This window comes from Pseudomonas schmalbachii (assembly GCF_017589465.1).
Classification (GTDB): Bacteria; Pseudomonadota; Gammaproteobacteria; order Pseudomonadales; family Pseudomonadaceae; genus Pseudomonas; species Pseudomonas schmalbachii.
This window is the reverse complement of record NZ_JAELYA010000002.1, coordinates 264977-286678: the sequence shown is the minus strand read 5'-3', so window position 1 is coordinate 286678 and position 21702 is coordinate 264977. Positions and strand designations below refer to the sequence as shown.

At 65.4% G+C, this 21702-nt stretch carries 19 protein-coding genes; 14 read left to right on the top strand and 5 right to left on the bottom strand.

Annotation, left to right across the window (positions count from 1 at the left end; genetic code table 11):
• Nucleotides 1-23: 23 nt before the first annotated feature.
• The 3 genes from der (at nt 24) to JFY56_RS06745 (ending at nt 3572) form a co-directional block, all read left to right on the top strand.
• The gene (der, locus tag JFY56_RS06755; RefSeq protein ID WP_208312765.1) at nt 24-1511 is read left to right on the top strand and encodes a ribosome biogenesis GTPase Der; all 1488 of its coding nucleotides are present in this window, start codon (nt 24-26) and stop codon (nt 1509-1511) included.
• A gap of 130 nt (nt 1512-1641) precedes the next feature.
• Nucleotides 1642-2790 carry a pyridoxal phosphate-dependent aminotransferase gene (locus JFY56_RS06750; protein WP_208312764.1) on the top strand — a complete coding sequence of 383 codons (1149 nt, stop codon included), beginning with the start codon at nt 1642-1644 and terminating at the stop codon, nt 2788-2790.
• Complete coding sequence (locus tag JFY56_RS06745) at nt 2778-3572, top strand: amidohydrolase (protein ID WP_208312763.1); 795 nt, start codon at nt 2778-2780, stop codon at nt 3570-3572. The genes JFY56_RS06750 and JFY56_RS06745 overlap by 13 nt, the downstream gene beginning before the upstream one ends.
• A 195-nt stretch (nt 3573-3767) precedes the next feature.
• Here the strand turns inward: JFY56_RS06745 and JFY56_RS06740 are convergent, their stop codons facing one another.
• Nucleotides 3768-4721 (bottom strand): aldo/keto reductase, encoded by a 954-nt coding sequence (locus JFY56_RS06740; protein ID WP_208312762.1) that lies wholly within the window; start codon nt 4719-4721, stop codon nt 3768-3770.
• 130 nt (nt 4722-4851) lie between these two features.
• Between JFY56_RS06740 and JFY56_RS06735 the strand changes: the two genes are divergently transcribed.
• Nucleotides 4852-5187, top strand: a complete 336-nt coding sequence (locus JFY56_RS06735) for a DUF5629 family protein (protein WP_208312761.1) — start codon at nt 4852-4854, stop codon at nt 5185-5187.
• 90 nt (nt 5188-5277) lie between these two features.
• Here JFY56_RS06735 and leuA read toward each other — a convergent pair whose 3' ends face one another.
• A complete protein-coding gene (gene leuA, locus JFY56_RS06730; protein WP_208312760.1) occupies nt 5278-6948 on the bottom strand; it encodes a 2-isopropylmalate synthase in 1671 nt (556 codons plus the stop codon).
• A 468-nt stretch (nt 6949-7416) separates the two neighbouring features.
• Between leuA and JFY56_RS06725 the strand changes: the two genes are divergently transcribed.
• The 6 genes from JFY56_RS06725 to JFY56_RS06700 all read left to right on the top strand — a co-directional run bounded on the left by JFY56_RS06725 (nt 7417) and on the right by JFY56_RS06700 (nt 13133).
• Nucleotides 7417-7779 carry a DUF2946 domain-containing protein gene (locus tag JFY56_RS06725; protein ID WP_208313219.1) on the top strand — a complete coding sequence of 121 codons (363 nt, stop codon included), beginning with the start codon at nt 7417-7419 and terminating at the stop codon, nt 7777-7779.
• 118 nt (nt 7780-7897) lie between these two features.
• Entirely contained in the window at nt 7898-9985 is a 2088-nt protein-coding gene (locus tag JFY56_RS06720; RefSeq protein WP_208312759.1) for a TonB-dependent copper receptor, read from the top strand.
• 64 nt (nt 9986-10049) lie between these two features.
• Complete coding sequence (locus JFY56_RS06715) at nt 10050-11417, top strand: PepSY-associated TM helix domain-containing protein (protein WP_208312758.1); 1368 nt, start codon at nt 10050-10052, stop codon at nt 11415-11417.
• A gap of 58 nt (nt 11418-11475) precedes the next feature.
• Nucleotides 11476-11973 (top strand): copper chaperone PCu(A)C, encoded by a 498-nt coding sequence (locus JFY56_RS06710; protein WP_208312757.1) that lies wholly within the window; start codon nt 11476-11478, stop codon nt 11971-11973.
• A gap of 160 nt (nt 11974-12133) precedes the next feature.
• A complete protein-coding gene (locus JFY56_RS06705; RefSeq protein WP_208312756.1) occupies nt 12134-12544 on the top strand; it encodes a DUF6491 family protein in 411 nt (136 codons plus the stop codon).
• Nucleotides 12545-12719: 175 nt separating this feature from the next.
• Nucleotides 12720-13133: a DUF6491 family protein gene (locus JFY56_RS06700; protein WP_208312755.1), complete on the top strand. Its 414-nt coding sequence runs from the start codon at nt 12720-12722 to the stop codon at nt 13131-13133.
• 6 nt (nt 13134-13139) lie between these two features.
• Here the strand turns inward: JFY56_RS06700 and JFY56_RS06695 are convergent, their stop codons facing one another.
• The 3 genes from JFY56_RS06695 to xseA form a co-directional block, all read right to left on the bottom strand.
• Nucleotides 13140-13976, bottom strand: coding sequence for a peptidoglycan DD-metalloendopeptidase family protein (locus JFY56_RS06695; RefSeq protein ID WP_208312754.1), 837 nt, complete (start codon nt 13974-13976; stop codon nt 13140-13142).
• A gap of 72 nt (nt 13977-14048) precedes the next feature.
• Complete coding sequence (locus JFY56_RS06690; RefSeq protein ID WP_208312753.1) at nt 14049-14807, bottom strand: M15 family metallopeptidase; 759 nt, start codon at nt 14805-14807, stop codon at nt 14049-14051.
• A gap of 5 nt (nt 14808-14812) precedes the next feature.
• On the bottom strand, nt 14813-16192 hold the full coding sequence (gene xseA / locus JFY56_RS06685) for an exodeoxyribonuclease VII large subunit (protein ID WP_208312752.1): 1380 nt from the start codon (nt 16190-16192) through the stop codon (nt 14813-14815).
• A 172-nt stretch (nt 16193-16364) separates the two neighbouring features.
• On the opposite strand from xseA, the gene guaB reads away from it, so the two are divergent.
• The 4 genes from guaB (at nt 16365) to tadA (ending at nt 21685) form a co-directional block, all read left to right on the top strand.
• Nucleotides 16365-17834 (top strand): IMP dehydrogenase, encoded by a 1470-nt coding sequence (gene guaB / locus JFY56_RS06680; RefSeq protein WP_208312751.1) that lies wholly within the window; start codon nt 16365-16367, stop codon nt 17832-17834.
• A gap of 214 nt (nt 17835-18048) precedes the next feature.
• Nucleotides 18049-19629: a glutamine-hydrolyzing GMP synthase gene (gene guaA / locus JFY56_RS06675; RefSeq protein ID WP_208312750.1), complete on the top strand. Its 1581-nt coding sequence runs from the start codon at nt 18049-18051 to the stop codon at nt 19627-19629.
• Nucleotides 19630-19775: 146 nt separating this feature from the next.
• Nucleotides 19776-21167, top strand: coding sequence for a multicopper oxidase family protein (locus tag JFY56_RS06670; protein ID WP_208312749.1), 1392 nt, complete (start codon nt 19776-19778; stop codon nt 21165-21167).
• The gene (tadA, locus tag JFY56_RS06665) at nt 21158-21685 is read left to right on the top strand and encodes a tRNA adenosine(34) deaminase TadA (protein ID WP_208312748.1); all 528 of its coding nucleotides are present in this window, start codon (nt 21158-21160) and stop codon (nt 21683-21685) included. Before JFY56_RS06670 ends, tadA begins: the two co-directional genes overlap by 10 nt.
• Nucleotides 21686-21702 lie beyond the last annotated feature (17 nt).

Genomic DNA, 21702 nt, shown 5'->3' with positions numbered 1-21702 from the left:
CTGAATTTTTCCTGGAGAGCCGCATGGTTCCCGTAATTGCCCTGGTGGGTCGTCCGAACGTCGGCAAGTCCACCCTGTTCAACCGACTGACCAAGACCCGCGACGCCATCGTTGCCGAATACGCCGGCCTGACCCGCGACCGCCAGTACGGCGAGGCGAAGTGGCAGGGCAAGAAATTCATCGTCATCGATACCGGGGGTATCTCCGGCGATGAGGAAGGCATTGATGCGAAAATGGCCGAGCAATCGCTGCAGGCCATCGAAGAGGCCGATGCGGTGCTGTTCATGGTCGACTCGCGTGCCGGGATGACCGCCGCCGACCAGATGATCGGCGAGCACCTGCGCAAGCGGAACAAGCGCAGCTACCTGGTGGCGAACAAGGTCGACACCGTCGATCCGGATATCGCCCGCGCCGAGTTCAGCCCGCTGGGCCTGGGCGATGCGCTGCCGATCGCCGCTGCCCACGGCCGCGGCATCACCCATATGCTGCAGACGGCACTGGGCGAGCTGTTCCTCCCGGACCCGGAAGCACCGGAAGACAACGAGGCGCCCGGCGAAACCGAGGAAGTCGCCGAAGGCGAAGAGCCCAAGCGGATTCCCGGCCCGAGCGAGAAGGATGGCATCAAGATCGCCATCATCGGCCGCCCCAATGTCGGCAAGTCGACCCTGGTCAACCGCATGCTCGGCGAGGAGCGGGTGATCGTCTACGACCAGGCCGGCACCACCCGCGACAGCATCTACATCCCGTTCGAGCGCAACGAAGAGAAGTACACGCTGATCGACACCGCCGGCGTGCGCCGCCGCGGCAAGATCTTCGAGGCGGTGGAAAAGTTCTCGGTGGTGAAGACCCTGCAGGCGATCCAGGATGCCAACGTGGTGATCTTCGTCATGGACGCCCGCGAGGGTGTGGTCGAGCACGATCTCAACCTGCTTGGCTTCGTGCTGGAAACCGGCCGTGCGCTGGTCATCGCGCTGAACAAGTGGGACGGCATGGAGTCCGCCGAGCGCGACTACGTGAAGACCGAACTGGAGCGCCGCCTGCTGTTCGTCGACTTCGCCGACATCCACTTCATTTCCGCGCTGCATGGCACCGGCGTCGGCCATCTGTACAAGTCGGTGCAGGAGTCCTTCCGTTCGGCCGTCACCCGCTGGCCGACCAGCCGTCTGACGCAGATCCTCGAAGATGCGATCCAGGTACACCAGCCGCCGATGGTCAACGGCCGCCGCATCAAGCTGCGCTACGCCCACCTCGGCGGCGCCAACCCGCCGCTGATCGTGATCCACGGCAACCAGGTGGATGCGGTGCCCAAGGCCTACACGCGCTACCTGGAGAAGACCTACCGGCGCGTGCTGAAACTGGTCGGTACGCCGATCCGTATCGAGTACAAGGGCGGCGACAACCCGTTCGAAGGCAAGAAGACCCAGCTCACCGAGCGCCAGGTGAACAAGAAGCGCCGGCTCATGTCGCACCACAAGAAAGCCGAGAAGAAGCGGAAGGACAAGCGTAAATAGCCTAGGGTCTGTTGCCGTTTCGCTCGCTCGCGACGAAATGGCGACAGAACCGAAGTCCGGGCTTCAGGCCGCAGGCTGCAGACGATAAAGTAGGTGCCCCACTTATCGCCCGCAGCCTGTAGTCGAAGCCATGCTCACCAGCAAACTGCCGAATGTCGGCACCACCATCTTCACTCGCATGTCCCAGCTTGCCGCCGATTGCGGTGCGCTGAATCTTTCCCAGGGCTTCCCTGACTTCGACGGCCCGCTCGCATTGCGCGAGGCTATCGGCCGCCACGTCATGCTCGGGCATAACCAGTACGCGCCGATGACCGGCCTGCCGGCGCTGCGCGAGCAGGTCGCGGCCAAGGTCGCCGATTTCTACGGGCGCAAGGTCAGCGCCGACAGCGAAGTGACCATCACCCCCGGCGCCACCGAGGCGATCTTCTGCGCGGTGCAGGCGGTGATCCGCCCGGGCGACGAGGCCATCGTTCTCGATCCCTGCTACGACAGCTACGAGCCCTCGGTGGAACTGGCCGGCGGCCGCTGCGTGCATGTGCCGCTGAGCCTGCCGGACTTCCGCATTGACTGGCAGCGCCTGGCCGACGCCATCACCCCACGCACCCGCCTGATCTTCCTCAACAGCCCGCACAACCCGAGCGGCGCGCTGATCGATCGCGCCGACCTCGACCAGCTGGCCGCGCTGATCCGCGATCGCGAGATCTACGTGATCAGCGACGAGGTCTACGAGCACCTGATCTACGACGGCGTCAGCCACACCAGCGTGCTCGCCCATGAGGAGCTGTACCCGCGCGCCTTCGTGATCAGCTCGTTCGGCAAGACCTACCACGTCACCGGCTGGAAGACCGGCTACGTGGTGGCGCCGCCGGCGCTGTCCGCCGAGCTGCGCAAGATCCACCAGTACGTCAACTTCTGCGGCGTGACGCCGCTGCAATGGGCGCTGGCCGATTTCATGGCCGAGCACCCCGGGCACCTGCGCGAGCTGCCGGCTTTCTACCAGGCCAAGCGCGACCTGTTCTGCGACCTGCTGGTCAGCTCGCGGTTCACCTTCCAGCGTGCCGCCGGCACCTATTTCCAGGTGGTCGACTATTCGGCGATCCGTCCGGACCTGGACGACGTGGCCATGGCCGAATGGCTGACCCGCGAGCATGGCGTCGCCGCGATCCCGGTGTCGGTGTTCTACCAGCAGGCGCCGGCCGACATGCGTCTGGTGCGCTTCTGCTTCGCCAAACGTGAGGAGACGCTGCGTCAGGCGGCGGAAAAACTATGCGCGATCTGAGCCAACTGCCCGACCTGAAACTCGCCCTGGTGCAGACCACCCTGGCCTGGCACGACGCCGAGGCCAACCGCGCGCGCTTCGCCACGCTGCTGGAGCAGGCGCGAGGCGCCGACCTGGTGATCCTGCCGGAGATGTTCACCACCGGCTTCTCCATGGATTCGGAAAGCCTCTGCGAGCCGGAGGAGGGCGCCACCTACGCCTGGCTGCGCGAGCAGGCCGCGCGGCTGGATGCGGTGGTCGCCGGCAGCGTGATCATCCGCGCCGCGGACGGCAGCCACCGCAACCGCCTGCTCTGGGCGCGCCCGGACGGCGAGATGCTGTACTACGACAAGCGCCATCTGTTCCGCATGGCCGGCGAGCACAAGCACTACACGCCGGGCGAGCACCAGGTGCTGCTGGAGTGGAAGGGCTGGCGGATTCGCCCGCTGGTCTGCTACGACCTGCGCTTCCCGGTATGGAGCCGCGACGCCCGCGATACCGACCTGCTGCTGTACACCGCCAACTGGCCGGCCGCGCGCCGCCAGCATTGGAACCGCCTGCTGCCGGCGCGCGCCATCGAGAACCTGTGCTACGTCGCGGCGGTGAACCGCGTCGGCGAGGATGGCAAGGGGCACGGCTATTCCGGCGACAGCCAGGTGCTGGATTTCCAGGGCGAGGCCCTGCTGGAGGCGGGCACGGGCGATGGCGTGTTCCACGTCAGCCTGTCCGCACAGGCGCTGGCGGCCTACCGCGAGCGCTTCCCGGCCAACCTGGATGCCGATGAGTTCGAGCTGAAGCCCTGATTCGGCCCGTTTGCGTGGCCGGATGTTGGGCTTCGCGGGCTCAGCGTCAACCTACGGGGCTGTCGTGCCGGGCATGGCGCTCGGTGCGTCGGGCAATGTAGGTTGGCGCTGAACGAAGTGAAGCCCAACGCTTGCGTGGCGGAATGTTGGGCTTCGCAGGCTCAGCCCAACCTACGGAAGGCGCCCCGATGGTGATCAATACGCACTGGCCCGGTTCAACCGCTCGATGGAGTCGGCATCCAGTTGCAGCCGGGTTGCGCCGATCAGGTCCGGCAACTGGTCCAGGCTGGATGCGCTGGCAATCGGCGCAGTAACGCTGGGGCGGGCGATCAGCCAGGCCAGGGCGACCTGGGTGGGCGTCACGTCGTACTGCTCCGCCACCTCGTCCAGCGCGGCGAGGATGGTCACGCCGCGTTCGTTCAGATAGCCCTTCACCTTGTCGGCGCGCGCCGGGCTTTTATCCAGGTCCGCCTGGCTGCGGTACTTGCCGGTCAGGAAGCCGCCGGCCAGCGAGTAGTAGCAGATCACTCCCAGACCCAGTTCGCGTATCGTCGGTTCCAGACGGGTCTCGTAGTCGGCGCGGTCGTAGAGGTTGTAGTTGGGCTGCAGGCTCTGGTAGCTCGGCAGCTTGAGCCGCTGGCATTCCGCGTGGGCCTCGCGCAGGCGCCGGGCGTCGTAGTTGGAAGCGCCGATGACGCGCACCTTGCCGCTGCCGATGAGGCCGGCGAAGGCGCCGAGGGTTTCCTCCAGCGAGGTGTGGGCATCGTCGCAGTGCGCCTGGTAGAGGTCGATGTAGTCGGTCTGCAGACGGCGCAGCGAGGCTTCCACGGCCTGTTCGATATAGGCGGCGGAAAGGCCCTTGTGGCCGTTGCCCATGTCCATGCCGACCTTGGTGGCGATGATCACCTTGTCGCGCTTGCCGGTTTTCTTCAGCCAGTTGCCGATGATGGTTTCCGACTCGCCGCCGGTGTGCGCGGGCAGCCAGCGGGCGTAGACGTCGGCGGTGTCGATGCAGTTCAGGCCGGCGTCCAGCAGCGTATCCAGCAGGCGGAACGAGGTGGCTTCGTCGGCCGTCCAGCCGAATACATTGCCGCCGAATACCAGGGGCGGAATCTCCAGGCCCGATTGGCCAAGTTCGCGTAGGGTCACCTGCTTTCCCTCCTTGCCGATGGATCATGGGGATGGACTGACAGCATAGTTCGCGGGGCAACTGACGCAGGTCCCGCCAATCGGTGCCGGTTGGTCTATCATGACCGCCTTTCACTTACGGATGGCCGAAATGCACAGCGAGAATCTCTACCTGCTGGATCAACTGGAAACCGCCGACATGCTGCAAATCGACGGCCTGCACGCCTTCCAGTTCGAGCTCAACGAGGCGCTGCTGGACCAGGCCGATGCCGCCGCCGAACTTGGCCAGCCCTTCGCCAGCGATGAGGAAGTCTTGCGTATCGAGTCGATGGACGGCCGCGACCGCCGTGTCTGGCGCTTCAGCTACAACGAGGTGATGGAGGCGGTTTACGCGCAGGAAGAAGGCTTCTGGACCCTGCTGAGCGCAGGGACGGAACATCGCCTGTTTTGCCTGGGGGCAGTCTCCGCCACTGGCGACGACGAATAACGAGGCAGGTTGGCGCTGAGCGCAGCGAAGCCCAACAACTGTGTAAATGAAAAGGGGCCCGAGGGCCCCTTCTTCATATCAGTGCGAGACTCAGGCAGCTTTCGCCTGGCCCAGGTTGACCGCGCGGTTCAGCGCGCTGAACAGGGCGCGGAAGCTGGCGGTGGTGATGTTCTCGTCGATACCGATGCCGTGCAGCGAACGGCCGCCCTCGACGCGCAGCTCGATATAGGCCGCGGCCTTGGCATTGGTGCCGGAGCCGATGGCATGCTCGTTGTAATCCATGATTTCCACGGATACCGGCAGCGAGGCCACCAGCGCTTCCAGCGGGCCGTTGCCCTTGCCGCGCCAGTGCTGGGTTTCACCCTTGCTGGCGACTTCGATGTCGACGGTGCAGACGTTGTTCTCTTCCTGCAGGCGATGGCCCTTCAGCGCGAACGGCGCGGTAGCCTTCAGGTACTCGTTTTCCAGCAGGCCGTAGATCTGCTGGGCGCTCATTTCCAGGCCGAGACGGTCGGTTTCCGCCTGGACCACCTGGCTGAACTCGATCTGCGTGCGGCGCGGCAGGCTGATGCCGTACTCCTGTTCGAGCAGGAAGGTGATGCCGCCCTTGCCGGACTGGCTGTTCACGCGGATCACCGCCTCGTAGCTGCGGCCGATGTCCGCCGGATCGATCGGCAGGTACGGTACTTCCCAGATGCCGTCTTCCTTCCGCTGGGCGAAGCCCTTGCGGATGGCGTCCTGGTGCGAGCCGGAGAAGGCGGTGTGGACCAGGTCGCCGACGTACGGATGACGCGGGTGGACCGGCAACTGGTTGCACTCCTCGACCACCTTGCGCACGGCGTCGATGTCGGAGAAGTCCAGGCCAGGGTGCATGCCCTGGGTGTACATGTTCAGCGCCAGGGTCACCAGGTCGACGTTGCCGGTACGCTCGCCGTTGCCGAACAGGCAGCCTTCCACGCGGTCGGCGCCGGCCATCAGGCCCAGTTCGGTGGCGGCCACGCCGGTGCCACGGTCGTTATGGGTGTGCAGGCTGATCAGCACGCTGTTGCGGCGGCTGACGTGGCGGCAGAACCATTCGATCTGGTCGGCGTAGATGTTCGGCGTGGCGACTTCCACGGTGGCCGGCAGGTTGAGGATGACCTTGTTCTCGGGAGTCGGCTGCCATACGTCGAGCACGGCGTCGCAGACCTGCACGGCGAACTCCAGCTCGGTGGAGGTGAAGATCTCCGGCGAGTACTGGAAGGTCCACTGGGTTTCCGGCTGTTCGGCGGCCAGCTTCTTGATCAGCTTGGCGGCGTTCACGGCGATATCGACCACGCCCTGCTTGTCCTGGTTGAAGACGATGCGGCGGAACGACGGCGCGGTGGCGTTGTAGACGTGGACGATGGCCTTCTTCGCCCCGCGCAGGGATTCGAAGGTGCGGGTGATCAGGTCTTCACGGGCCTGGGTCAGCACCTGGATGGTCACGTCGTCCGGAATGCGGTTGTTCTCGATCAGGTCGCGGACGAAGTTGAAGTCGGCCTCGGAAGCGGAGGGGAAGGACACCTCGATCTGCTTCAGGCCCACTTTCACCAGGGTCTCGAAGAAACGCAGCTTCTTCGCCGGGTCCATCGGTTCGATCAGCGACTGGTTGCCGTCGCGCAGGTCGGAGCTGCACCAGATCGGCACTTCGGTGATGGTTTTCGACGGCCAGGTACGGTCAGGCAGGTTGATGGCCGGGAAGGCGCGGTACTTGGAGGACGGGTCTTTCAACATGCTCATGAGCGGAATCCTTTTTCTTTCGGGCCAGACGGGCCTGCGCGCAAATAAATAAAGAAGGGGCTGAAACTGAAAGTATGGTCCGTTTCAGCCACGCAGTCGCGGGCTGACCAGGCGCAGGCAGGCGTGTTGGCGAAGCAGGATGAGGGTATGTGCGGTTTTCATGGATGCCACCCTAGAGATTTTGGGGTTTGATGGCAAGTGATGTTGAAAATTTGGCAGAAAACATCTTAAAAGCCATTTGCGTGAATGTTTATGCTTGGTATTTGGTGTCTTTGCGCAATAAATTGCGCCGTCACTTTTTGTGCTTAACTCCACTGTGCGGCTTCGTGCCGCACGGAAAGGGACAGGCAGCATGCGATCATCGCATCTCTCGTGCCGCCCGCCCCCGGCCAGAGTCAGGAACGACAGGGATTTCCCGTGACAGCTCATCAACGACAAGGCACAGGCATCTGGCTGGCGCTGTTCGCCATGCTGATGATCTATGTCGGCCCGCTGGTTTCCCAGTCGATGCCGATGGATCACGCCATGTCGATGGCTGGCGGCCTGGACGAGCTGGCCTGTTCCGACGATCAGCGGGTTTCCGGGCATCACGCTGCACCTGACCTGGTCGCCGCGGAGAAACAGCAGTTCTCTGCCGAGCACTTCATGGAGAAGTGCGGCTACTGCGCGCTGCTGGTCCATAGCCCGCCGCTCGTTCCTCCGGTACTGGCGACACCTGCCGCTCCGATTGCCATCGGCCTGTCCGCGCCGGTCATCGCCAGCCAATCCGCTCCCGCCTCGCCGGTCTTTCCCGGCGCCCGCTCCCGCGCTCCCCCCTTCCCGGTTGCCTGATCACTCGGTCCAGTAAGCCGTCGTTTGCCTGATTTTCCCGGTCTGGAGTTCGAGCCAGCCGCGTGTTCGTCGTGGGCATTCGTCGGCCAGGAAGTTTTCACTCGATCATGGAAACCGTATGTCCAGTATTTCCTTTCGCCGGCGGAAGTGTTCCGCCTGCCTGCGCTCGTTGCGCGCAATCACCGCAATAGGTGGAGTGGCCAGTCTCGCCCCGGTGGTAGCCGCCAGTGGCCAGGCCCTGCAGATGGAACCCAGCGTCATCACTGCGGTGGCGCAGAGTTCGCCGCTGACCGTGGTCACCGACCCGAAACAGGCACGCCAGCCGATTCCGGCCAGCGACGGCGCCGATTACCTGAAGACCATTCCCGGCTTCTCCGCCATCCGCAACGGCGGCACCAACGGTGATCCGGTGCTGCGCGGCATGTTCGGTTCGCGCCTGAACATCCTCACCAACGGCGGCGTCATGCTCGGCGCCTGTCCTGGGCGGATGGATGCGCCAACCTCCTACATTTCGCCGGAAACCTTCGACCGCCTGACCGTGGTGAAAGGCCCCGAGACCGTGATCTGGGGACCGGGAGCATCGGCCGGCACCATTCGTTTCGACCGTGAGCCGGAGCGCTTCGGCGAGCTGGGATCGCGGATCGACGGCAGTGTCGTCGGCGGCTCCAATGGCCGCTTCGACCGCGTGCTCGATGCGGCGGCGGGCGGCCCGCAGGGATACCTGCGCTTCGTCGGCAACCGTTCGCAGTCCGACGATTACCAGGATGGCGACGGCGACACCGTTCCATCGCGCTGGAACAAGTGGAATGGCGATGTCGCCACGGGATGGACGCCCGACGCCGATACCCTGGTCGAGTTGACTGCCGGCAAGGGCGATGGCGAGGCCCGCTACGCGGGGCGCGGCATGGACGGCTCGCAGTTCAAGCGCGAAAGCCTCGGCCTGCGCTTCGAGAGGTCCAACCTCGGCGAGCTGCTCGACAAGCTGGAGGCGCAGGTCTACTACAACTACGCCGATCACGTGATGGACAACTACAGCCTGCGCACGCCATCGGGCATGGGCATGATGGCCGGGCCGATGGCTTCCAATGTCGACCGCCGCACTCTGGGCGGGCGTCTGGCCGCTACCTGGCGTTGGGACGATTTCAAGCTGGTTTCCGGCGTCGATGCGCAGACCAACGAGCATCGCAAGCGCAGCGGCATGGGCATCGGCACCTACGATGAACAGCCGTGGAACAAGGACGCCGATTTCCACAACTATGGCGCGTTCGGCGAACTGACCTGGTACGCCGCCGAGCGTGACCGGCTGATCGGCGGAGCGCGCCTGGACCGCGCCTCGGCCAGGGATTACCGGCAGACCCTCGGTTCGGGCATGAGCGCCCGGCCCAACCCCACCGCCGACGACACCCGCAGCGACACCCTGCCCAGCGGCTTCCTGCGCTACGAACACGATCTCGCCGATTCGGCGACGACGCTGTACGCCGGCCTCGGCCATGCGCAGCGCTTCCCCGATTACTGGGAGCTGTTCTCACCCAATCTCGGGCCCGCCGGCTCGGCCAATGCCTTCGACGGCATCGAACCGGAGAAGACCACCCAGCTCGATTTCGGCACCCAGTACGAGGGCGAGAAGCTCAAGGCCTGGGCGTCCGGATATGTCGGCGAGATCAACGACTACATCCTGTTCCGCTACACCAGCAATGGAATGATGGGCTCCACATCCCAGGCACGGAACGTGGATGCCCGGATCATGGGGGGAGAGCTGGGCGCGTCCTACCAACTGACCGACAACTGGAAGACCGATGCGACCCTGGCCTACGCCTGGGGCAAGAACACCACGGACGATCGCGTCTTGCCGCAGATGCCGCCGCTGGATGCGCGTTTCGGCCTGACCTACGAGGAGGGTGACTGGAGCGCCAGCGGACTCTGGCGTGTGGTGGCGCACCAGGGGCGCGTCGCCGAAGGGGAGGGGAACGTGGTCGGGCAGGACTTCGACGAAAGCGCCGGCTTCGGCGTGCTCTCGCTCAATGCGGCCTATCGCCTGAGCAGGCACTTCAAGGTCAGCGCCGGCATCGACAACCTGCTGGACAAGGATTACGCCGAGCACCTCAACCTGGCCGGCAACGCCGGCTTCGGTTTCCCGGCGAACGATCCGCAATCCATTCGCGAACCGGGGCGCACGCTCTGGACCAAGGTGGATTTCAGCTTCTGACCAACACCGGTCCTCGTCGAGAGACGAGGACCGGTCCGAACAAGCCTGCGTGGAGACTATAAAAATGGAGAAGAAAACTCCCGAGTTCTACAACCTGGCCTGGCGCTGGCATTTCTACGCCGGGCTTTTCGTGGCTCCGTTCATGATCCTGCTGGCGCTGACCGGGATCATCTACCTGTTCAAACCGCAGCTCGACCAGTTGATGTACCGCGACCTGCTGGAGGTCCGGCCGGGCGCCGCGATGATGAGCGCCGACCAGCAACTGGAGCGTCTGCGCGTATCCGATCCGCAGCTCCAGATCAGCAAGTACCTGCCGCCGATGGCGGCCGATCGCAGCGCGCAGTTCGTCGGCGTGAAGGACGGGCGGGAGATCAACCTGTTCGTCGATCCGTACAGCGGCCAACTGCTCGGCACCCAGGACGCCAAGGACAACCTGCAGGCGATCGCCCGGGCGCTGCACGGCGAGCTGATGATCGGCACGGTCGGCGACCGGCTGGTCGAGCTGGCGGCCGGCTGGGGCATCGTCCTGGTGGTATCCGGCGTCTACCTGTGGTGGCCGCGCGGCAAGAGCGGGCGCGGGATTCTGCTGCCCAACCTGAAGCAGCGCGGCCGTCCGCTGTGGCGCGAATTGCACGCGGTGATCGGCTTCTGGGGCGCCCTGGCGCTGCTGTTCATGCTGCTCAGCGGCATGACCTGGACCGGCTATTGGGGCAAGAGCTTCGCCGATGTGTGGAACCGCTTCCCGGCGGCGATGTGGAACGACGTGCCGAAGTCCGCGCCGCTGGCCGGCGAACTGAACGAGGCGCACCGGCAGATGGTGCCCTGGGCCGTGGAAAACACCCCGGTGCCAAGCTCCAATGCGCATGCCGAACATGGCGGGCATGCGATGGGCGGCGCGGCTAATCCGCAGATCGGCCTGCAGCAGGTGGTGGATATCGCCAATGGCGCGGGCGTCGTGCCGGGCTATGCCATTGCGTTGCCGCAAGGCGAGGAGGGTGTGTACACCGTCTCGGTGTTCGCCGACGATCCGCGCAACGATGCGACCCTGCACGTCGACCAGTACAGCGGCAAGGTCCTGGCGGATGTGCGCTGGCAGGACTACGGCGCGGTGGCGAAAAGCGTCGAGCTGGGCGTGACGCTGCACGAGGGCAAGATGTTCGGCGTGGCCAACCAGCTGCTGATCCTCGCGGTGTGCCTGATGATCCTGTTCAGCGCTGTCAGCGGCGTGGTGATCTGGTGGAAGCGCCGGCCGCAGCGCCGCCTCGGTGTGCCGCCGCTGCCCCATGCCTTGCCGGTGTGGAGGGGCGGCTTGCTGATCGTGATCGTCCTGGGCGCCGCTTTCCCGCTGGTCGGCATGTCCCTGCTGCTGGTCTGGGGGCTCGACTGGCTGGTCCTGTCGCGTCTGGTGCGCAGCCGTCCGGCGCTGGGCTGAATGTTTTCCACAGGGGCAGGCGATGCCTGCCTACAGAGAGAGAAAAGGAGTGATGAAGATGCGTAAAACCTTGCTTGCCCTGGCTGCCCTGCTGTCGGTTTCCGGCACCGCCATGGCCCATGAGTACCAGGCCGGCAACCTGCACATCGACCACCCCTGGTCGCTGTTGCTGCCGGCCAGTTCGGCCAACGGCGCGGCCTATTTCGTCGTGCACAACAACGGCAAGGAGGCCGACCGGCTGCTCGGCGCCGATACCGAGCGTGCCGCCAGCGCCGAGATTCACGAGCATGTCCACAAGGACGGCATGATGAAGATGCAGAAGGTCGAGGGGGTGGATATCCCCGCCGGCGGTACCCTGACCTTCGCCCCCGGCGGCTACCACCTGATGCTGTTCGGCCTGAAGAAACCCCTCGCCGCGGAAGAGCGCTTCCCGGTGATCCTGCACTTCCAGAAGGCCGGCGACGTGAAGGTGGAAATCCTCGTGCAGAAGGAGGCCCCGGCCAGCGGCCAGACGCACGACATGCACGGCATGAAGATGGACATGGATCACCAGTAGAAAACACTGGAGGCCCCGTCCGGCGTGACTTTGCGCCGTGCGGGGCGATGTGTGCCAGACTCTCGGACGGGTGTCGTCGAGGTGAGGACCACCCGTTCCGTGCAAGGCTGCACCGCCGGCACTCGGTCAATGGCCATTCCATATGACTGGGAGGTGCACAATGCAAAGAATCCCATCCCTCTTCCTTCCCCTCGCTGCGCTACCGCTTCTGGCGTCCTGCAGCCATGTCCTTTCCCCCGAAGAGTCGCCGCCGCTGGACGAGCAGCTGGCCCAGCTCGGTTATCGCCAGGGTGAGGAAGTGCAGGTCGTTCCACACCTGTCCATCGACAGCTGGCGACTCGTCGATTCGCGGCACATCGCGATGGGGCTGCAACAGCAGGATGCGTACCTGGCGGAGCTGAACGTCAATTGCTATCGCCTGGACAATCAGGACTTCGTTACCACCGCTACTACCGCCGGCTGGCTGGCCCGTCTGGACAAGGTCTACGGCATGGAATTCGGCGGTAAACGCGCCGATTGCCTGTTCAAGCGCTTCCATCGGCTGGAGCGCGGGCAGTTGAGCATGCAATAAGCCAGGGCCCAGGCCGAAGGGGCAAGGATGCAGTACGCGCCGGGCCTTCGCCGCCGGTTGGCGTTGCACGGGCCCGGTGCGAAAATGCCTGATGTATCGGGAGTGCCCGGCGTTTGGTGCGGCAGCAGCTCCGATATCCGCAAAGTGGCCGTTGCCCATGGCCAGGAGGTGCACAATGCGCAAGCCCGGAGCCCTCTGCCTGCTGGCGGTGATCCCGTTGTTCGCTGCCTGCAGCCATTCATCGCTGCAAGACCAGAACCTGCCGCTGGATCAGCACCTGGCCAAGCTCGGCTATCGCCAGGGGGAGACGGTGAAGTCGGTGCCTTACTGGTATGTCGATGGCTGGCAGTATCTCGACAAGAGCCACATCACCCTCGGCCAGGGGCCTGGCCCGGCGTACCTGGTGGAGTTCTCCTCGCCCTGCAACAACCTGGATAACGGCAGCCGCCTAAGCTTCAGCACCACGGTCGGTGCCCTGACCAAGCTGGACCGGATCGTCTCCATCGACTTCGCCGGTATCCGCGAGGCCTGCCTGATCGGCGAAATGTACCGCCTGGAACGGATCCCGAAAGAGCAGAACGGGACCTGACTGCACTCAGGGCTTGAATGCGCCGATGAAGATCGCCGGGTCGACGCGGGCGTCGTTGAGGCTGATGTTCCAGTGCATGTGCGGCCCGGTGGCGCGGCCGGTAGCGCCGACCCGCCCGACCACGCCGCCGCGCGGGACCTGCTGGCCGAGCTTCACGTCGATCTTCGACATGTGGCAGAACATGCTGATGAAGCCCTGCCCGTGGTCGACGAACACCGTATTGCCGTTGAAGAAGTAGTTGCCGATCAGAATCACCTTGCCGGCGGCCGGAGCCTTGATCGGCGTGCCGGCCGGCACGGCGAAGTCCAGGCCGGAGTGCGGGTTGCGTTCCTCGCCGTTGAAGAAGCGGCGCAGGCCGAACGGGCTGGACAGCGGGCCGCTGACCGGCTTGTCGAGCAGCAGGTTGCTCGGCGTGCCAGGGCTGAAGGTGCGATAGGCGCGGGTCTGCTCGGCCAGTTCGCGCTCGATGCGCTTGAGGTCTTCGGCCAGCGGGTTGACCTGGCGTGTGTTCTTCAGCGTGATGCGCTGTTCCTTGTAGTGCTTGGCAGCCACCGCGAACGCCTGGCTGCGGCTGGCGCCACCCTGGCGCACCTGGATCTGCTGCGTGCCCGGCTTCACCGTCAGCGGGATGCCGACGATGGCGATCCAGTCGCGGCCTTCCTCCTTTACCACCATGACCGGCTTGCCCTGGTAGCTGACCTGCGGGGCTTCAGACCCGCTGCCCAGTTGCAGCACGGCAACGCCGCCGGGCACCGGCTTGTTCAGCGTACGGCTGATGAAGCCTTCGGCGTGGGCGGACAGGGTGAGGAGGGTGGCGAACAACAGACAGAACAGGCGTGGCATGGGAAATCTCGTCAGTTTCGTAGGACGGGTGCAACCCGCCGAATAATCGCGAAATGGCGGGTTGCACCCGCCCTACAGCGGCTTTCGTAGCCCATCCAGTTGCTGGCGCCATAGCTGTTCCAGCGGCAGGACCTGCGCGGGTCCATAAATCGCTTTGGAAGCGCCGGTATGCCAGGCCCACAGCTGGTCGCCATAGTCGTAGTGCCACCATTCGCTGGACAGGTTGCTGAAGCCGGCGGCCTGCATGACGTTGAACAGCAGGCGGCGATGGTCGCGTACACGCCGCTGCAGCTTGGTCGGTTGCTCGAAGGCTTCGTAATGGCGGGTATAGGAACGCGGCGTGGCTTCGTCGAACAGGCTGCCCATGTTCAGCCAGCGGCCGTCGCGGTCGGCCAGGGTCACATCCACCGCGCCGCCGGTCAGGTGCGGGCTCGGTGCGTCGGCACGGGTGCTCGGCGGGGCGACGAATTCGCGGGTGCGCCGCGTCAGTTCGGCCGGATCGGCTTCCGGCTCATGGTGCTTGAGGATGTCGTACAGCGTGTCGTAGAGATGCTGCTGCACGGCGAATGGCCGCCAGGCGTCCAGCACCACCAGGCGCATGCCGTCGGGCAGGAGATTCGCCGCGTGCAGCAGGCGATCGAATACCTCGCTGCGCGCATGGCATTCCGGCAGGGCATTGGGGATGCCGAGACGATGGTACGCCGGCCAGACCAGGAAACCCTGGCTGATGCCCAGCGCCTGCAGCGGCTGGCCGCACTCGGCGATGGGCATGCGGAACGCGGCGGCCCAGTCGGGCTCGGGTGCTTCGGGAATGGGGGCGAGCAGGTCCATCGGCATCAGTCCAGCAGGGAAAGGTTGACCGGTGTCTGGTGATTGTCCTCGACCCGCACGTCCAGTTCGCCTTCCGCCAATCGGGCTTTCAGGCGCTGGCCGACGCGGGTCTGCGCGGCGCGGCGTACGGCCTGTCCCTGTTCGTCGAGGAGGATGCTGTAGCCGCGGCCGAGGGTCGCCAGCGGGCTGACGATGTGCAGGTTCTGCGCCAGGCCATCGAGGCGCTGGCGGTGCTGGCGGAGCAGCGCGTGGGTGGCGCGCGGCAGGCGCTGGGCCAGACTGTCGAGCTTCTGCCGCAGCAACGCCAGGGTGCGGCCGGGATGCTGCGCGGCGAGGCGGGTATCCAGGCGCGCCAGGCGTTCGTGGCGCACCTGGATCTGCCGCTCGAAGGCGCGGCGCAGGCGCATGTCCAGGTCGTCCAGGCGCTGGGCCTGCTGGCGCAGCCGTTCGCCGGGATGACGCAGGCGCCGGGCGGTGCCTTCCAGGCGCAGGCGCTCGCGGGCGAGGCGGTCCTGGATGCGCAGGATCAGGCGGCGGCGCAGGCTGTCCAGGCGCTGCTGCAGTTCGTTGGTATGCGGCGCGAGCAGTTCGGCGGCGGCGGAGGGCGTCGGCGCGCGCACGTCGGCGACGAAGTCGCTGATCGACACGTCGGTCTCATGGCCCACGGCGCTGACGATGGGCGTCACGCAGGCGGCGATGGCGCGGGCCACGGCTTCTTCGTTGAAGCACCAGAGGTCTTCCAGCGAACCGCCGCCCCGGGCCAGGATCAGCGCGTCGAAACCCTGCGCGTCGGCCAGTTGCAGGGCGCGGACGATCTGTCCGGTTGCTTCGCGGCCCTGCACGGCGGTGGGGATCAGGGTCAGCTCGACCTGCGGCGCGCGGCGGCGGAACACGCTGATGATGTCGCGGATCACCGCCCCGGTGGGCGAACTGACGATGCCGATGCGCCGCGGGTGGGCCGGCAGGTCGCGCTTGCGCTCGGCGGCGAACAGGTCTTCTGCGGCGAGCTTCTGCTTCAGTGCTTCGAAGGCCAGGCGCAGCGCGCCGTCGCCGGCCGGTTCGACGGCGTCGGCGATCAACTGGTAGTCGCCGCGCCCCTCGAACAGCGAGACCTTGCCGCGCACCTTCACCGCCAGGCCGTCGCGCAGCACCTGGCGCACGCGCAGGGCGTTCTGGCGGAACAGGGCGCAGCGCACCTGGGCGTTGCTGTCCTTGAGGGTGAAATAGATGTGGCCGGAGGCGGGCTTGGCGAGGTTGGAAATCTCGCCTTCCACCCACACCTGCGGGAACACGTCTTCCAGGAGATGGCGGGCGCGCTGGTTGAGCTGGCTGACGGTCAGCACCTCGCGGTCGAGGCCGAGCCGTTGGAAGGGATCGTTGTGCATGGCGGAGGATAATAAGGTGGCTCGCCGCCGGGGGCCAGCGAGTCGCCCGGAGCGTGTCCGGCAGGGCTGCGGACAGGTCCCGAAAGCATTGGTCGGCCGCGTTGAGCCCGAGCGTCGTGCTGGGGTATAATGCCGCGCTTCCATTTTCCCGCCTCACCTGGGAGCCCCCGCCATGCTGCGCATCAGCCAAGAAGCCCTCACTTTCGACGACGTCCTCCTGATTCCGGGTTATTCGGAAGTCCTGCCCAAGGACGTGAGCCTGAAAACTCGCCTGACCCGTGGCATCGAACTGAACATCCCGCTGGTGTCCGCCGCGATGGATACCGTGACCGAGTCCCGCCTGGCCATCGCCATGGCCCAGGAAGGCGGCATCGGCATCATCCACAAGAACATGAGCATCGAGCAGCAGGCTGCCGAGGTGCGCAAGGTCAAGAAGCACGAGACCGCCATCGTCCGCGACCCGGTCACCGTGACTCCCTCGACCAAGATCATCGAACTGCTGCAGATCGCCCGCGAATACGGCTTCTCCGGCTTCCCGGTAGTGGCCGAGGGTGAGCTGGTCGGCATCGTCACCGGCCGCGACCTGCGCGTGAAGCCGAACGTCGGCGACACCGTGGCGGCGATCATGACGCCGAAGGAAAAGCTGATCACCGCCCGCGAAGGCACCCCGCTGGAAGAAATGAAGGCCAAGCTCTACGAGAGCCGCATCGAGAAGATGCTGGTGGTCGACGAGCAGTTCCACCTGACCGGCCTGGTGACCTTCCGTGACATCGAGAAGGCCAAGACCTACCCGCTGGCATCCAAGGACGAGCAGGGCCGTCTGCGCGTCGGCGCTGCCGTCGGCACTGGTGCCGATACCGCCGAGCGCATTACCGCGCTGGTCAACGCCGGGGTCGACGTGGTGGTGGTGGATACCGCCCACGGCCACTCCAAGGGCGTGATCGACCGCGTTCGCTGGGTCAAGCAAACCTACCCGCAGGTCCAGGTGATCGGCGGCAACATCGCCACCGGCGAAGCCGCCCGCGCACTGGCCGAGGCTGGCGCCGACGCGGTCAAGGTCGGCATCGGCCCGGGCTCGATCTGCACCACCCGTATCGTCGCCGGTGTCGGCGTACCGCAGATTTCCGCCATCGCCAACGTCGCCGCCGCCCTCGAAGGCACCGGCGTTCCGCTGATCGCCGACGGCGGCATCCGCTTCTCCGGCGACCTGGCCAAGGCCATGGTGGCTGGCGCCTACTGCGTGATGATGGGCTCGATGTTCGCCGGTACCGAAGAGGCTCCGGGCGAGATCGAACTGTTCCAGGGCCGTTCCTACAAGTCCTACCGTGGCATGGGCTCGCTGGGTGCCATGGCCGGTGCGCAGGGCTCCTCCGACCGCTACTTCCAGGACGCCTCGGCCGGTGCCGAGAAGCTGGTTCCGGAAGGCATCGAAGGCCGCGTGCCGTACAAGGGCCAGCTGAGCGCCATCGTCCACCAGTTGATGGGCGGCCTGCGCGCAGCGATGGGCTACACCGGCAGCGCCGACATCGAAGACATGCGCACCCGTCCGCAGTTCGTGCGGATCACCGGTGCCGGCATGGCCGAGTCCCATGTCCACGATGTGCAGATCACCAAGGAAGCCCCCAACTACCGCGTTGGTTGAAAAAATGGTTTTGACGCTGCTGCGCCTGGCCATGCTGCGTTGGAAAGACAGTCGAAAATGCTCATTTGCTACAGCAAACTCCGCTTTCTCCTGTCTTTCCGCCTTGCCTGACCGGCGCTCGCGACGCGGCAAAACCATTTTTGACGTTTTTTAGGATACGGGGCTGTTCGATTCAGCCCCGTGTCGTTTGAGAATTTCGCTACGAGAGGCGGCCATGGCCCATCAAGACATTCACGCCCACCGGATCCTGATCCTGGACTTCGGTTCCCAGTACACCCAGTTGATCGCCCGCCGCGTGCGCGAGATCGGTGTGTACTGCGAAATCCATCCGTTCGACATGAGCGACGACGCCGTCCGCGCCTTCGCCCCGCGCGGCATCATCCTCGCCGGCGGTCCTGAGTCCGTGCATGAGGACAACAGCCCGCGCGCGCCCCGTGCGGTGTTCGACCTCAAGGTGCCGCTGTTCGGCATCTGCTACGGCATGCAGACCATGGCCGAGCAGCTCGGCGGCAAGGTGCAGGGTTCCGACCTGCGCGAATTCGGCTACGCCCGTGTCGATATCGTCGGCAAGGCGCGCCTGCTGGACGGCATCGAAGACCATGTGGACGAGGACGGCGTGTTCGGCCTCGACGTGTGGATGAGCCACGGCGACAAGGTCACCGAGATTCCCCAGGGCTTCCACATCCTCGCCAGCACTCCGAGCTGCCCGATCGCCGCCATGGCCGACGATGCCCGCGGCTACTACGGCGTGCAGTTCCATCCGGAAGTGACCCACACCAAGCAGGGCGGCCGCATCCTCTCGCGCTTCGTGCTGGAAATCTGCGGCTGCGCCGCGCTGTGGACGCCGTCGAACATCGTCAACGACGCCATCGCCACCGTGCGCGCCCAGGTCGGCGGCGCCAAGGTGCTGCTGGGCCTGTCCGGCGGAGTGGATTCCTCGGTGGTCGCCGCGCTGCTGCACCGCGCCATCGGCGACCAGCTGACCTGCGTGTTCGTCGACAACGGCCTGCTGCGCCTGCACGAAGGCGACCAGGTGATGGCGATGTTCGCCGAGAACATGGGCGTCAAGGTCATCCGCGCCAATGCCGAAGACAAGTTCCTCGGCCGCCTCGCCGGCGTCGCCGACCCGGAAGAGAAGCGCAAGATCATCGGCCGCACCTTCATCGAAGTGTTCGATGAGGAAGCCACCAGGCTGCAGGATGTGAAGTTCCTCGCCCAGGGCACCATCTACCCGGACGTGATCGAGTCGGCTGGCGCCAAGACCGGCAAGGCCCACGTGATCAAGTCGCACCACAACGTCGGCGGTCTGCCGGAAGACATGCAGTTCGACCTGGTCGAGCCGCTGCGCGAGCTGTTCAAGGACGAAGTGCGCAAGATCGGTCTGGAACTCGGCCTGCCCTACGACATGGTCTACCGCCACCCGTTCCCGGGCCCGGGCCTGGGCGTGCGCATCCTCGGCGAAGTGAAGAAGGAATACGCCGACCTGCTGCGTCGCGCCGACCACATCTTCATCGAGGAACTGCGCAACTTCGACTGGTACCACAAGACCAGCCAGGCCTTTGTGGTGTTCCAGCCGGTGAAATCGGTCGGCGTGGTCGGCGACGGCCGCCGCTACGCGTGGGTCGTCGCCCTGCGCGCGGTGGAAACCATCGACTTCATGACCGCTCGCTGGGCGCATCTGCCGTACGAGCTGCTGGAGAAGGTGAGCAACCGCATCATCAACGAGATCGAAGGCATCTCCCGCGTCACCTACGACGTTTCGAGCAAGCCGCCGGCAACGATCGAGTGGGAGTGATTCCCGGTAGATGAGTTTCAGACGACAAGGGCAGCTGAGGCTGCCCTTGTCGTATCCGGGGTGCGGCATTCTGTTTCGTGCTGCAACTCGCCAGTTATGGCTGGAAATGAGAAAATCTATCATTTCCAGCCTTCGTTGGAGATTCCATGAGTTTCAGCCGCAGACAAGTACTTGGCGGCCTCGCTGGCCTCGCCGTGCTCGGCCTTGGCGCCGGTGGCGCGCGCATCTGGCTGGCACGGCCGGAAGTGGCCGCCGAACACGATTACGAGCTGATCGCCGCGCCGCTCGATCTCGAACTGGTGCCGGGCTTCAAGACACCCGGCCTGGCCTATGGCGGGCAGGCTCCGGGTGTGGAGCTTCGCGCCCGCCAGGGCGACTGGTTGCGGGTGCGCTTCACCAACAAGCTGGACCAGCCGACCACCATCCACTGGCACGGCATCCGCCTGCCGATCGAGATGGACGGCGTGCCCTACATCTCGCAGCCGCCGGTGCAGCCGGGTGAAAGCTTCCTTTATCAGTTCAAGACGCCGGACGCCGGCAGCTACTGGTATCACCCGCACCTGATGAGCAGCGAGCAGCTTGGCCGTGGTCTGGTCGGCCCGCTGATCATCGATGAGCGCGAGCCCACCGGCTTCACCCAGGAAAAAGTTCTCTGCCTGAAGACCTGGCACGTCGATGCCGAGGGTGCCTTCACCGCCTTCAGCGTGCCGCGCCAGGCTGCGCGTGAAGGTACGCGCGGGAGGCTGTCGACGGTCAATGGCGAGCACCTGCCGGCGATCGAACTGCCGGCCGGGCAGATCGTCCGCCTGCGCATCCTCAACGTCGACAACACGGTGACCTATCGCCTGAACCTGCCGAATGCCGAGGCGAAGATCTACGCCATCGACGGTCATCCGGTGGCGCCCCGGGAATTCGGCGACCAGTACTGGATCGGCCCGGGCATGCGCCTGGAGCTGGCGCTCAAGGTGCCCGCGGCAGGCACCGAGCTGTCGTTCCGCGACGGGCCGGTGCGCCTGGCGACCATCCGCTCGGTGGCTTCCAGCGAATCGGCGGCCACGGACTGGCCGGCGCCGCTGCCGGCCAACCCGGTCGCCGAGCCCGATCTGGCGAATGCCGAGACCATCGGCTTCAAGTTCGAATGGGTCGGCGCGGTTTCGGACTACTCCAAGGGCCAGTCGGCGCCTTCGCTGTGGCAGATCAACGGCGTCGCCTGGCAGGGTGGCGAGGAACACAAGCACAGCGCGCCGCCTCTGGCCAAGCTGAAGGAAGGCCAGAGCTACATCTTCGTGCTGCGCAACATGACCCAGTACCAGCACCCGATCCACCTGCACGGGCTGGCGTTCAAGGTGCTGGATTCCGACCGGCGCGAGATCATCCCGTACTTCACCGACACCTACCTGCTGGGCAAGAACGAAACCGCCCGCATCGCGCTGGTGGCGGATAACCCGGGGCTGTGGATGTTCCACTGTCACGTGATCGATCACATGGAGACCGGCCTGATGGGCACCATCGCGGTCGGCGAGGCCTGGTGCAGTTGACTATCCTGACCAACAGCAAAGGCCACCCGACGGTGAAAGGCGTGCGCTTTATCGTCGATCGCAGCCAGGACCGGCATTTCATGCAGGAAGCCCTGGTCGAGGCGGAGAAGGCCGCGGCCATCGGCGAGGTGCCGGTGGGCGCGGTGCTGGTGCGCAATGGCGAAATCATCGGGCGCGGCTTCAACCAGCCGATCTCCAGCCATGATCCCAGCGCCCATGCCGAGATGGTCGCTATCCGCATGGCCGCGGCGGCGGCCGCCAACTACCGTCTGCCCGGCAGCACCCTCTACGTGACCCTGGAGCCCTGCAGCATGTGCTCCGGCCTCATCGTCCATTCGCGCATCCAGCGCCTGGTCTACGGCGCGACGGAACCCAAGTCCGGCGTGGTGGAAAGCCATGGCCGCTTCTTCGCCCAGGAGTTCCTCAACCACAAGGTGCTGTTCGAGGGCGGGGTGATGGCAGAGGAGTGCGGGGCGGTGCTTTCGGCGTTCTTCAAGGCGCGGCGCAAGGCTCGCTGAGGTTTATTCCGCGTAGG

What these genes read in the sequence shown, in the direction of transcription:
- JFY56_RS06670 (WP_208312749.1), top strand. Translation starts at nt 19,776, where the DNA reads ATGAGTTTCAGCCGCAGACAAGTACTTGGCGGCCTCGCTGGCCTCGCC.
- JFY56_RS06735 (WP_208312761.1), top strand. Translation starts at nt 4,852, where the DNA reads ATGCACAGCGAGAATCTCTACCTGCTGGATCAACTGGAAACCGCCGAC.
- guaB (WP_208312751.1), top strand. Translation starts at nt 16,365, where the DNA reads ATGCTGCGCATCAGCCAAGAAGCCCTCACTTTCGACGACGTCCTCCTG.
- JFY56_RS06715 (WP_208312758.1), top strand. Translation starts at nt 10,050, where the DNA reads ATGGAGAAGAAAACTCCCGAGTTCTACAACCTGGCCTGGCGCTGGCAT.
- guaA (WP_208312750.1), top strand. Translation starts at nt 18,049, where the DNA reads ATGGCCCATCAAGACATTCACGCCCACCGGATCCTGATCCTGGACTTC.
- JFY56_RS06700 (WP_208312755.1), top strand. Translation starts at nt 12,720, where the DNA reads ATGCGCAAGCCCGGAGCCCTCTGCCTGCTGGCGGTGATCCCGTTGTTC.
- der (WP_208312765.1), top strand. Translation starts at nt 24, where the DNA reads ATGGTTCCCGTAATTGCCCTGGTGGGTCGTCCGAACGTCGGCAAGTCC.
- leuA (WP_208312760.1), bottom strand. Translation starts at nt 6,948, where the DNA reads ATGAGCATGTTGAAAGACCCGTCCTCCAAGTACCGCGCCTTCCCGGCC.
- JFY56_RS06720 (WP_208312759.1), top strand. Translation starts at nt 7,898, where the DNA reads ATGTCCAGTATTTCCTTTCGCCGGCGGAAGTGTTCCGCCTGCCTGCGC.
- JFY56_RS06710 (WP_208312757.1), top strand. Translation starts at nt 11,476, where the DNA reads ATGCGTAAAACCTTGCTTGCCCTGGCTGCCCTGCTGTCGGTTTCCGGC.
- JFY56_RS06695 (WP_208312754.1), bottom strand. Translation starts at nt 13,976, where the DNA reads ATGCCACGCCTGTTCTGTCTGTTGTTCGCCACCCTCCTCACCCTGTCC.
- JFY56_RS06725 (WP_208313219.1), top strand. Translation starts at nt 7,417, where the DNA reads ATGCTGATGATCTATGTCGGCCCGCTGGTTTCCCAGTCGATGCCGATG.
- JFY56_RS06745 (WP_208312763.1), top strand. Translation starts at nt 2,778, where the DNA reads ATGCGCGATCTGAGCCAACTGCCCGACCTGAAACTCGCCCTGGTGCAG.
- JFY56_RS06705 (WP_208312756.1), top strand. Translation starts at nt 12,134, where the DNA reads ATGCAAAGAATCCCATCCCTCTTCCTTCCCCTCGCTGCGCTACCGCTT.
- JFY56_RS06750 (WP_208312764.1), top strand. Translation starts at nt 1,642, where the DNA reads ATGCTCACCAGCAAACTGCCGAATGTCGGCACCACCATCTTCACTCGC.
- JFY56_RS06690 (WP_208312753.1), bottom strand. Translation starts at nt 14,807, where the DNA reads ATGGACCTGCTCGCCCCCATTCCCGAAGCACCCGAGCCCGACTGGGCC.
- xseA (WP_208312752.1), bottom strand. Translation starts at nt 16,192, where the DNA reads ATGCACAACGATCCCTTCCAACGGCTCGGCCTCGACCGCGAGGTGCTG.